This window comes from Alcanivorax xiamenensis, assembly GCF_009846745.1.
Taxonomy (GTDB): domain Bacteria; phylum Pseudomonadota; class Gammaproteobacteria; order Pseudomonadales; family Alcanivoracaceae; genus Alloalcanivorax; species Alloalcanivorax xiamenensis.
On sequence record NZ_AQPF01000002.1, the window covers coordinates 22,583 to 33,939 of the forward strand.

8 protein-coding genes are annotated in these 11,357 nt (G+C 62.4%); 4 read left to right on the forward strand and 4 right to left on the reverse strand.

The features are described from left to right. Window positions 1–33: 33 nt before the first annotated feature. The 4 genes from aceE to A6D6_RS01675 form a co-directional block, all read right to left on the reverse strand. Window positions 34–2,703, reverse strand: coding sequence for a pyruvate dehydrogenase (acetyl-transferring), homodimeric type (gene aceE / locus A6D6_RS01660; RefSeq protein WP_133491453.1), 2,670 nt, complete (start codon window positions 2,701–2,703; stop codon window positions 34–36). A gap of 392 nt (window positions 2,704–3,095) precedes the next feature. Next, complete coding sequence (locus A6D6_RS01665; protein ID WP_159659737.1) at window positions 3,096–3,932, reverse strand: hypothetical protein; 837 nt, start codon at window positions 3,930–3,932, stop codon at window positions 3,096–3,098. A gap of 46 nt (window positions 3,933–3,978) precedes the next feature. Next, the gene (gene ampD, locus A6D6_RS01670; RefSeq protein ID WP_133491455.1) at window positions 3,979–4,542 is read right to left on the reverse strand and encodes a 1,6-anhydro-N-acetylmuramyl-L-alanine amidase AmpD; all 564 of its coding nucleotides are present in this window, start codon (window positions 4,540–4,542) and stop codon (window positions 3,979–3,981) included. A gap of 32 nt (window positions 4,543–4,574) precedes the next feature. After that, on the reverse strand, window positions 4,575–6,761 hold the full coding sequence (locus A6D6_RS01675; protein WP_159659738.1) for a DUF1631 domain-containing protein: 2,187 nt from the start codon (window positions 6,759–6,761) through the stop codon (window positions 4,575–4,577). A 359-nt stretch (window positions 6,762–7,120) separates the two neighbouring features. Here A6D6_RS01675 and A6D6_RS01680 point away from each other — a divergent pair, with 359 nt between their 5' ends. The 4 genes from A6D6_RS01680 (at window position 7,121) to A6D6_RS01695 (ending at window position 11,301) form a co-directional block, all read left to right on the forward strand. Further along, a complete protein-coding gene (locus A6D6_RS01680; protein ID WP_133491457.1) occupies window positions 7,121–8,452 on the forward strand; it encodes an alanine/glycine:cation symporter family protein in 1,332 nt (443 codons plus the stop codon). After that, complete coding sequence (nadC, locus tag A6D6_RS01685) at window positions 8,449–9,300, forward strand: carboxylating nicotinate-nucleotide diphosphorylase (protein WP_159659739.1); 852 nt, start codon at window positions 8,449–8,451, stop codon at window positions 9,298–9,300. Before A6D6_RS01680 ends, nadC begins: the two co-directional genes overlap by 4 nt. 337 nt (window positions 9,301–9,637) lie before the next feature. Beyond that, window positions 9,638–10,000, forward strand: a complete 363-nt coding sequence (locus A6D6_RS01690) for a glycine zipper family protein (RefSeq protein ID WP_133491459.1) — start codon at window positions 9,638–9,640, stop codon at window positions 9,998–10,000. 260 nt (window positions 10,001–10,260) lie between these two features. Further along, on the forward strand, window positions 10,261–11,301 hold the full coding sequence (locus tag A6D6_RS01695; protein WP_133491460.1) for a TAXI family TRAP transporter solute-binding subunit: 1,041 nt from the start codon (window positions 10,261–10,263) through the stop codon (window positions 11,299–11,301). The last annotated feature ends 56 nt before the right edge of the window (window positions 11,302–11,357 follow it).

An 11,357-nucleotide genomic window follows, 5' to 3' on the forward strand; every position in this document is an offset into this window, starting at 1 on the left:
TGCTCCTTCTTGTGGAAGAAGAGTGGAAAATCATTAATGGTTCACCGGATAGGGTTTCGCCGGATCGATTCGATATTTTTCCATCGCCTTTTGCACCACGCCGGCGTCGACCTCGCCCTCGTCGCACAGAGCGGTCAATGCCGCCAACACCACGAAGTAGCGATCCACTTCGAAGAAGTGGCGCAGTTGCGCACGGGAATCGCTGCGGCCAAAGCCGTCGGTGCCCAGCACCCGGTAAGGCGCCTTGACCCAGGGCCGGATCTGATCCGCGTAAGCCCGGATATAATCGGTGGAAGCGATCACCGGACCGGCACGATCCGCCAGACAGCGCTCCACCCAGGTCGGTTCGTGCTTGTCCCGTTCCGGTGCCAGCATGCGGTCACGATCAGCGTGGATACCTTCCCGACGCAACTCATTGAAGCTGGTGACACTCCACACATCGGCACTGACACCAAAGTCCTGTTGCAGCAGCTCCGCCGCGGCTTCCACCTCACGCAAAATCGTGCCGGATCCCAGCAACTGCACCTTGGATGCTTTCTTGCCACCCTTACCTTCATGCAACAGATACATGCCGCGACGAATACCTTCCTCGGCGCCCTCGGGCATGGCGCCGTGCACATAGTTCTCGTTCATCAGCGTCAGGTAGTAGAAGACATTCTCGTGGTCCTGGTACATGCGCTTCAGGCCATCCTGCAGAATCACCGCCACCTCGTACGCGTAGGTCGGATCGTAGCTGACGCAATTCGGTACCGTGCTGGTAAGAATGTGGCTGTGGCCGTCCTGGTGTTGCAGCCCCTCACCGTTGAGCGTGGTGCGTCCGGCGGTACCGCCCAGCAGGAAACCACGGGCCTGGCTATCGCCGGCGGCCCACCAGAAATCCCCGGTGCGCTGGAAGCCGAACATGGAGTAGTAGATGAAGAACGGAATCAGGGTGAAATCGTGAACACTGTAGCTGGTGGCCGCGGCGATCCAGGCGGCCATGGCGCCGGCTTCGTTGATGCCCTCTTCGAGGATCTGCCCTTTCTTGTCCTCCCGGTAGAACATCACCTGACCGGCATCCTCCGGCTCGTATTTCTGCCCCTTGGAGGAATAGATACCCAACTGCCGGAACATGCCTTCCATACCGAAGGTGCGGGCTTCATCGGGCACGATCGGGACCACCCGCTCACCCAGGGTCTTGTCCTTGACCAAGGCATTGAGCATGCGCACGAACGCCATGGTGGTGGAAATCTCCCGGTCACCGGTGCCTTCCAGAAAGTTGGCGAAGAAATCCAGACCCGGCATCTTAAGGGACTGACTGGCTTCGCGCCGGCGCACTGGCATGTAGCCGCCCAGCTTTTCCCGCTGCTGGCGCATGTAACGCAGCTCCGGAGAATCCTCTTCCGGTTTGTAGTAGGGGATCGCTTCCAGTTCATCGTCGGTGAACGGCATGTCGAAGCGATCGCGGAATTCCTTGAGACTGTCCAGATCCATCTTCTTCATCTGGTGGGTCTTGTTGACCGCTTCACCGGCACCGGTGGCGTACCCCTTCACGGTTTTCGCCAGAATCACGGTGGGTTGTCCGGTATGGTTCACCGCCTCGTTGTAAGCGGCGAACACCTTGAACGGATCGTGGCCGCCACGATTGAGACGATAAATATCGTCATCGCTCATGTGCTCGACCATTTTCTTCAGTTCCGGATAGGCGCCGAAGAAATGCTCGCGGGTATAAGCGCCACCGTTCTTTTTGTACGCCTGATATTCGCCATCCACGCACTCTTCCATGCGGCGGCGCAGCAGGCCCTCGTCATCTTTTTCCAGCAACGGATCCCACAGGCGCCCCCAGATTACCTTGATCACGTTCCAGCCGGCGCCACGGAACAAACTTTCCAGTTCCTGGATGATTTTGCCGTTACCACGTACCGGACCATCCAGACGCTGCAGGTTACAGTTGACCACGAACACCAGGTTATCCAACTGCTCCCGACCCGCCATGGACAACGCGCCGAGGGATTCCGGTTCGTCCATTTCGCCGTCCCCGAGGAACGCCCAGACCTTGCGATTATGGTCGGCGACCAGCTCACGGTTCTGCAGGTACTTCATGACATAGGCCTGGTAGATCGCCTGCATCGGCCCCAGCCCCATGGACACGGTGGGGAACTGCCAGAAATCCGGCATCAGCCAGGGATGCGGATAGGAGGACAGCCCCTTGCCCGCCACTTCCCGGCGGAAGTTATCCAGTTGCTCTTCGTCGATGCGCCCTTCCAGGTAGGCGCGGGCGTAGACACCGGGAGCGGAGTGTCCCTGAAAGAACACCAGGTCACCGGGGTTGTCATCGTGAGGGGCGTGGAAGAAGTGATTGAAACCGACATCATAGAGGGTAGCGGAAGAGGCGAAGCTGGCGATGTGGCCGCCCAGATCATCATCGCTCTTGTTGGCCCGTAGCACCGTGGCCAGCGCGTTCCAACGAACCAGGGAGCGAATACGCCGCTCCATGAACAGGTCGCCGGGTAGCGGCGACTCCTTGCGGGGCGGGATGGTGTTGATGTACGGGGTGTTCAGGTGGGTGCGTAATACACCTTGTTCCTGCGCTTCATTGGTAAGGATATCCAACAGCCAGGCGGCCCGTTGCGGCCCCTCCCGTTCGATCACCGATTCCAGCGCGTCCAACCATTCACGCGTTTCCGCCGGATCGATATCATCGAAAAAGTTTCTTTTCTGCATGGGCTTGCGTCCTTTTTAATCGCGTTAGCCACGCCGTCGCGGGATCACCGCGACAGCGAATGTCGTGCCTGTGTCGACGATTCCGGGTGTGGTCGTCGCAACAGGTCGGGGAAGCTCACTCCTCCGGGGATTCGAGGGCAATCAACACCGGAGAGCTAAGAGCCGAAGCGTTATTCAAGGCTCCTGACCAGGAGGTCATCGGCCATAGTAACAGGCCTCGAACGATTCCCCCACCACCCCTGGCGGGCAAACCGTAACCGAAATAGGGTTTCATTTTTATGGGGGACGTGACGGCGATTATCTGGGAGGAGGAGCGGCAAGGCAGCTCCCACAGCGGGCTACGGAACCGCTGTGGGAAGCTGGCTTGCCAGCAAACGGCGAATTCATGCCAATCAAGCCAGCAAGCTCCAGAGCGCGGCGAAGATCAGCCATACCGCCAGGGCACGCAGCAGCACTCCGTGCAGTGCCTCCAGACGATCCATTCCCGCCGCCAACGGCTCCTCGGTGCTCTTCTCGGCGATTTCCTCCACCGGTTCCGCCGCCTGGGCGGTGTCGTTGAGCAGTTCACGGCTGTCGTCCAGGCGCCAGAGTTTACCCGCCGCCGCGTGCGTCACCGCGCCGAACTGTCCCGCCAGGGCCAAGGCCAGCACCGTCAGACGTGCCGGCACCCAACGCAGTGCCGCATCCAGGCTCCGCGCCCAGTCGCTATGTTCGCGATGCCGTTGCAGCCAGGCCCGGTTAAGCACGAAAAGCACCACCGCGCCGAATCCCAATGTCATCAACCAGAACAGCGCGGTGAACAAGACAAAGACCCGTTCCAGGAAGCCGGTTTCCAATTGCCGGTACCAATCCGGGGAGCCCGCTTCGCCGTTGATCGGCAGCGCCTGCTCGGCCAGGTCCCGCAACGTTTCACCGTCATTCAGACGCCCGCATACCAGCAGCTCATCCACCAGCCGGAATTCGCTTTCCACGCCGACCAGCCACAGCATCAAGGCGGTTCCCAATACCAATACCAGCAGGTTACCCCAGCCGCCAGCCAGCCAGCCGAACAGCAGGGCCACCGCGATCGCCGGCAGCGCCACGCTCAACCACCAGCCCGGGATACCGTGGCGTACCGGAGACAAGGTGGCGAGGCAGCGCTGGTGCCGGTCCGGCCGGGCCAGCACCCCGGGCCAGCCGCCATCGCGACGACGTAAAGCCAGAACCAAAAGCAAGACGAGCAGTTTCATAGCGCTCCCAGCGGTTTCCTTTAGTGGTTATTTCCAGTGCTCACTATCAAGCGCCGATCCGCGCCCAGTCAAAACAGGGACCCGGATCGGTTTTCCGGCCCGGAGCAATGTGCTCGTGGCCTGTGATGGTATCGCGGCTCAGTCGAGGATAATGACCCATCAAAGTCGCCAGCAACGGCTTTAACGCCGCGTATTGACGTTCATCAAAAACCTGATCATCGCATCCTTCCAGTTCGATGCCGAGCGCATAGTCGTTGCAGTTCTCCCTCCCCTGCCAGCACGAAACACCGGCATGCCAGGCTCGCTGGTCACAGGCGACGAACTGAACCAGCTCGCCGTCACGGCGAATCAGAAAATGAGCGGATACCCGCAGGTCCCTCAGCCCCTCGAAATAGGGATGAGCATCAGGGTCGAGACGGTTCTGGAACAGCGCTTCGATGTGCGGGCCGCCAAACTGGCCCGGGGGCAGACTGATGTTGTGCAGAACGATCAGTGCGATGTCGTCCGGATCGGGACGGGCATTGAAATTCGGCGACGGCACCTTGCGGGCCTGCTCCACCCAGTGCCGCTGCAAGGTATAGGTTGGCGTCAACGACGGTGATACGGACACGGAAACTCCCCAATGATGATGGGGAGCGCCGCTCAGCGGCCTTGCCGCCGGCGCAGATCGCCGATCACCGCTTCCAGGGCCCGGTCGAACAGCGCTCCCTCGTCAATGAGTTTAACAGTGCCTTCCCGCATGGCAACGGCCAGCGCGGCGGCGTCGAGTTCCTCCACCTTGATGCCCCGGCGGTTAATGAACACCAGTTTGGCGCCCTCACGAATATTAGCCGCCAGCCGTGCCCGGCGGGTGCCGTCGCCCGCGCCGATCTCCACCCACTGGCCGGGCCGCAGCGCCCGCGCACGCACCAGCAAGGCGTCGTCCTCCGGCGCCGGGGCGGCGGCGGGTTCTTCCGAAACCGGTTTCACTTTCACCCGCCGCGGCGTCTGCCCGTGAAACATCGCTTCCTGGGCCAGCGCCAGGCCGCGCACCAACGCCTGGCTCTCCACCTCGTCGTGTTGTATCTCCGCCAGCCCCTGGGCCACCGCCACCCTCAATTTGGGCGCCATCTGGCGGGCTTTATGCTGGTCGGCCTCCGCCGCATGGGGCAACAGGCACCAGATCAGCGCATCGGCGATCTTGCTTTGCCGGCGCCAGGCTTCGCTGTCGTCTCCTTCGCGCAGCAGCGTCAGGTACAACACCTGCTGCCAGCCCTGACGCAACAGGCGGATCAGCGCTTCCGGCAAGGCCCGCCCCGCCAGCCGCTGGTCCAGATACCGCCGCGCCCGTGCCATCGCCTGCTCGGCCCGGGCACGTCCTTCCTCGCTTTCGCGTAACCGCTGTGCCAGACGGCGGGCACGAGTGTCCTGCTCGCAGAAATATTCATCGAACTCCTCTTGCAGCCGGGCAAACAGGCCATCGTCCTGGTCGTAATGATCGATAACCGTGTACACCGCGCGGCGGATACGCTGGTACAACTCATCGCCGGTGCCCTGCTGCGGATCCCACTGGGCACCGGCCCGGGCCAGCGTGTTCAGCAACGCCCGGGCCGGGTGGCCGTCGTCACCGAAAAAGCCGTTGTCGTTGATCGCCACTTTCAGCAGCGGAATCTGCAGGCGCCCGATCAACGCCTTGACGTCCGCGGGCAACGCTTCGTCATCCAGGATGAAGTCGAACAGCATGGCCACCAGGTTGATGAGATCATCATCGGCCTGGTCCAGGGCAGGCACCACCGGGGCATCCCGCCGTTGCCCCAGTTCCCGGGCCAACGACTCGCGCAGCCCCCGGGGTTGTTCCCGCCCGGATCGCCCCTGGCCCTCGCGCTGCAAGCGCGACAGCACCTGCATCAGGTCGTCGCGGCTCACCGCCCGCACCGGTTGATCCAGGGTGACGGGCACGCCGTCGCGGTGGGCCACGCCGTCCAGTAAGGTGGCCAGCCCCGACCGATCGAGCGGTTCCGACGACGCCGTCCTGGCCGGCCCGCGCAGCAAGGCCAGCAGTTCGCTGAGCAGGCCGGAATCAGAGCTGGTGGACGAGGCGTCACTGGCCTGCCCTGATGCCTCGGTACCGGCGGAGCTCCGGCCCCGATGCCGTGCCACCGGGGCGCTGGCCAGCTCCGACAAGACGCCGGCTTCGGCCAGGGTACGGTTGGCCTGCTCCACCAGGGCCGATGCCTGGTCCATGACCACCCGTTCGAACAGTTTCAGCACGATCAGCCGGGCCCGGATGTCCAGCGACAATCGAAGAACACCATCAGCGAAGCAAGAGGCCAGTTGGCGTGGCTCAAGCGGATTGTTTTTCTCGCTGATCGCCACCTTGCCCTCGAACAGATACTCCAGGCGATGACACAGCAGGGCCAGCGCCTCCTCGCAACCATTGCGGGCCCGGCGCGCCAGATTGTCCAACGCCACTGAAATTTCCAGCTCGTCGTTCTGGACCAGGGTCAGCGACTCGAATCCGTGGCCGGGGGCATCCTGAACCGGCTCGCGCGCCCGGCCGAGCTCATTGAACAGGGCGACGATGCCTTCATGGAAACCGGTTTCCAGCGCTCGCCTTTGCAGGCGCAGCTCACGCATGGCATCAAAGTAGCGGTCCCGCTCACTGTCAGTTTTGGCTTCCGCCATGTTGAACAGCATGTCGTCGGCGCCGTCGAGCATACCCGCCAGCAGCGCCCGCGCCCGTTCCCGGGTGTGTTCGCGGACCTGCTCCAGCGGACGCGGCAAAGGCCCGGCACGGGTAGCGCCGACACGGCGGCCCGGCGCGCCGCCAATGTGCGTGACGTTGGTCATGACTGATTACCCCCGGAACCCGAAAGATGTCCCCTGAAAAACGTCATGCCGGACTCGAGCCGGACTTGATCCGGCATCTCCTTCCACGAAGCCACATACGCTGTAGAGGGAGATCCCGGGTCAAGCCCGGGATGACGTATGGGTCGGGTCCGGAATGACGAGGTGTATCTCAGAGCTTCCCCAAGCTAGCACGCCCCATGAGTCACTATTTTGAACCAACTCCCAAATAAGACATTCACCTTATCAAAAGGCCTTGCATGGACCATGCATGGACGCTGAAGGCCAGCGCCCCCGGATTCCTGCTTTTCCCGGCAGGCCGAATTCCCTACTCTCCCATTAAAACTAAAGGAAGGGACACGATGGAAAGCATCATTGATCGCACCGAGGCGGTCCGCGACCTCATGTGGGGTTGGCCGGCCCTGATATTGATTGCCGGTACCGGTATTTATCTGAGTCTGCGTCTGGGTTTCCTGCCGATCCGGCGTCTCGGCTTCGGTTTTCGGCAGATGTTCAGCCCCGCGCCGGGTCAGGGCACCATCGGCTCCAACGCCGCGTTGGCCACGGCGCTATCGGCCACCATCGGCACCGGTAATATCGTCGGCGTCGCCACCGCCATCGCTTCCGGCGGTCCCGGCGCGCTGGTGTGGATGTGGCTGATCGCCCTGGTCGGCATGGCCACCAAATACGCCGAGGCGGTGCTGGCGGTGCATTATCGGGAGCAGGATCATCGCGGGCAGTACGTGGGTGGCCCGATGTACTACATCCGCAAGGGCATGGGGTCGCGCTGGGCGTGGCTGGCGGTGCTGTTCGCCTTCTTCGGCATGTGCGCCGGTTTCGGCATCGGCAATACCACCCAGACGCACTCGGTGGCCGATGGTCTTCACGATAGTTTTGGCGTGCCCACCTGGACCACCGGGCTGGTGCTGATGGCCATGGTCGGTCTGGTGGTGCTGGGCGGCATCAAGCGTATCGCCCGGGTAGCCACCTTCGTGGTGCCCTTCATGGCCCTGGCTTATCTGCTCACCGGCCTGGCGGTACTGGCGGATCACGCCGCCGCCCTGCCCGCGGCCATTGCGCTATGTTTCGATAGCGCCTTCAGCGGTACCGCCGCCGCGGGCGGCTTCGCCGGCGCGGTGATCAAGGAAGCAATCCAATACGGCATCGCCCGCGGCATCTTTTCCAACGAGGCCGGGCTGGGCAGCGCCCCCATCGCCCATGCCTCCGCCAACACTGACCACCCCGCCCGCCAGGGCAGCGTTGCCATGCTCGGCACCTTTATCGACACCATCGTGGTATGCTCCGTCACCGGCTTGGCCATTGTCGCCAGCGGCGCCTGGACCAGCGGTGAAAAGGGCGCGCCCCTGTCCGCGCTGGCTTTCTCCAGCACTTTTGGCACCTACGGCGAAATCGTGGTGACCTGTGGTCTGGCTGTTTTCGCGTTCACCACCCTACTGGGCTGGAGCCTGTACAGCGAACGCTGCACCCAATATTTGTTCGGCGAACGCGCCCTGGTGCCGTTCCGCTGGGTCTGGGTACTGGTGGTGCCGGTGGGCGCGATGATGGACCTCGGCCTGGTCTGGCCGATTGCCGATATCATGAACATCCTGATGGCGGTCCCCAACCTGATCGCTCTGTTATTCCTGGCCCCCGTGGTGGTGCGCCTCAGCAAAGAGTTTTTCGATCAACAATGACGACCCGATCCCTGCCCGACTACGCCCGCGCCGATATCGCGCGGGTCGTGGCCTTCGCCTTGCAAGAAGACATCGGCGACGGTGATATCACCGCGCAATTGATCCCCGAATCCGCGCAGTCTCAAGCCACCATCCTGACCCGCGAGGATGCGGTCATGTGTGGCGCGCCCTGGGCCGAGGAAGTATTCCGTCAACTCGGTGGCGTGGACGTGCAATGGCACGCTGGCGAAGGTGACCGGCTGGCCGCCGGCACCGTGTTCTGTACCCTCAGCGGCAATACCCGGCGTATCCTCACCGGCGAGCGCACCGCACTGAATTTCCTGCAAACGCTGATGGCCACGGCCACCAGCGCGCGGCGCTACGCCGACGCCGTGGCCGGTACCCGGGTCACCGTGCTGGACACCCGCAAGACCCTGCCGGGCCTGCGCGCGGCACAGAAATACGCGGTTCTGTGCGGCGGCTGCGAGAATCATCGTCTCGGTCTGTACGATGCCTTCCTGATCAAGGAAAACCATATTACCGCCTGCGGTTCGATCACCGCCGCCATTGAACAGGCCCGCCGTGTCGCCGCCGACAAGAAAATCATCATCGAGGTGGAGAATCTGGATGAGCTGCGGGAAGCGGCGGCGCTCACCCCGGATCAGATCATGCTCGACAATTTCACCCCGGAGATGCTGGCCGAGGCGATGTCACTGGCCCCGCACAGCGCCCTGGAAATCTCCGGCAACCGCACTCTGGATGACGTCGCCACCCTGCCGGACAGCCGCCCGCTGTACCTTTCCTCCGGCGCACTGACCAAGCATTGCCAGGCGGTGGATCTATCGCTGCGTCTGCAAGGGACGACTTGAAGAGTTGACGGTTGATAGCGGACAGGTGGCAGCGAAAGACAAGCGCCCCCAAATCGCTGTGGGAAGCTTGCTTGCAAGCGAATGGTGAGGCTGGCCCAGGCGTTTAGTAATATTCGCGTGCGAGCAAGCTTCCCACAGCGGCTAAAGACCGAGGCGAATCCGCGTGTGTAAACGAGCCGGCCCCCCAACGTAAAATTCCCAGCGGTTCAGTTTCCATACAGCCAAATCGCGTATCATCGAGTTAATAGGAAGCAACGCCGCCTTATGGGCGCGGCGTTGCTTACCAGAAAAAATCATAGGAAGGCAGGCTAAGGCAGGCAAACGAAGGAGAGCAACCATGCGCGCAATGATCATCCTCGGGACCGCCGGACTGTTGTTGGTGACCGGCTGCACCTCGACCAAACGGATCGTGGTGGACCCTCAAGGCGTGGACCAGGCCCAGTATCAGCAGGATCTGGCCGAATGCGAACAGGTCGCCGATCAGGTTTCCACTGGCCGGGATGCCACCGAGGGCGCCATCGGTGGCGCGGTACTGGGCGGCATCCTCGGTGCCATATTTGGTGATTCCGGCACCGCCGGCCGCATGGCTGGCGGCGGCGCGGTACTGGGCGGCGCCGGCAAAGCCGGAGACGCCCAACAGGAAAAGTCCCGGGTCATGAAAAACTGCATGCGCGGGCGCGGTTACCGGGTTCTCAACTGATCCCGATCCGCTTTAGAAGCCACTACGAAGCCACTGTGGGAAGCTTGCCGGGCGGCGCCCCGCTGGCAAGCGAATTCTTTGGACGTGTGCAATTCGCTGCCAAGACAGCTCCCAAAGCGGCTTCGTAGCCCGGCTGTTCCTCTCCCTTCTCCCCCGTTCTACTTTAGTCTTAGCCTGTTCACGTGGTATCAAAGTGGTACGGCTCGTAAGCTAGTGCGGGTCCACGTACTCATCATGGCGATAAAAACAGGAGAAGATCCATGGCACCTCGTACTTTGATTCTTGCCGCCACGCTGGGGTTGTCCGGCGCCCTGCTCGCGGGTTGCAGCGACGAACCCCAGGATGCGCCACAGAGCGGAAGCGGCGGCGATGATACGGCTTCCGAACAAACCCAGACCAGCGACAGCACGCCCGTGAATCTGATTTTTGGCACTGGCGGCACCTCCGGCTCCTACTATCCCATTGGTGGCGCTCTGAAGCCGATCTTCGAGGCCAGTGATCTGATCGGCGGCGTACAGGTGGTTTCCACCGGGGCCTCGGTGCAAAACATTCAGAACATTCAGGATGGCCTCAATCAGATCGCCATCGTCATGAGCGACGTGGCCTACGACGCGGTCAACGGCAACAATCAGTTCGAGGGCAACAAGGCCGACATCACCACCCTGGCGGGGCTCTACCCCAACGTGGTGCAGATCGTCGCCACCGCGGACAGCGGTATCGACAGCGTCGATGATCTGGCCGGCAAACGGGTCGGTGTCGGCAAGGTGGGTTCCGGTGTCGAGCAAAGCGCCAAAATCGTGCTGGAAGCCACCGGCCTCAGCTACGATGATCTGGCCCGGGTCAGCCATACCGGCTACGCCGACAGCGTGACGGAAATGAGCAACGGCAACCTGGACGCGGCCTTCTTCACCTCCGGCGTGCCCAACTCCAGCATCACCGGGCTGATGCAGACCAACGACGTGACCTTCGTGCCGGTCACCGGCGAGGTAGCGGACAAACTGCTCGAGGCCTACCCCTACTATGAGACCTACACCATTCCCGCGGGCAAACCGGAACGTTACAACCTGGACGCCGAGGTCAACACGGTGGCGATCCGCAACATTCTGATCGTTCCCGCTTCCATGGACGACAAGGTGGCGCGGGAGCTGACCCAGCGTTTCGATGACTATCTGCACTCCGGAAAAGTATCAGTGGGCGCGCTGAAGGACATTGACCCGGAAACCATGGACCAGCACCTGGTGGTTCCTCTGCATCCCGGCGCCCAGAGCTATTACGACAGCCGCGATGGCGGCGGCGAATAAGCCGGCACGGTGGTAGCAAGGATCGGAACCCGGCGCCGTTGGCCGTTGGCGGCGGT

What these genes read in the sequence shown, in the direction of transcription:
- A6D6_RS01690 (WP_133491459.1), top strand. Translation starts at nt 9,638, where the DNA reads ATGCGCGCAATGATCATCCTCGGGACCGCCGGACTGTTGTTGGTGACC.
- aceE (WP_133491453.1), bottom strand. Translation starts at nt 2,703, where the DNA reads ATGCAGAAAAGAAACTTTTTCGATGATATCGATCCGGCGGAAACGCGT.
- A6D6_RS01695 (WP_133491460.1), top strand. Translation starts at nt 10,261, where the DNA reads ATGGCACCTCGTACTTTGATTCTTGCCGCCACGCTGGGGTTGTCCGGC.
- A6D6_RS01675 (WP_159659738.1), bottom strand. Translation starts at nt 6,761, where the DNA reads ATGACCAACGTCACGCACATTGGCGGCGCGCCGGGCCGCCGTGTCGGC.
- A6D6_RS01665 (WP_159659737.1), bottom strand. Translation starts at nt 3,932, where the DNA reads ATGAAACTGCTCGTCTTGCTTTTGGTTCTGGCTTTACGTCGTCGCGAT.
- nadC (WP_159659739.1), top strand. Translation starts at nt 8,449, where the DNA reads ATGACGACCCGATCCCTGCCCGACTACGCCCGCGCCGATATCGCGCGG.
- A6D6_RS01680 (WP_133491457.1), top strand. Translation starts at nt 7,121, where the DNA reads ATGGAAAGCATCATTGATCGCACCGAGGCGGTCCGCGACCTCATGTGG.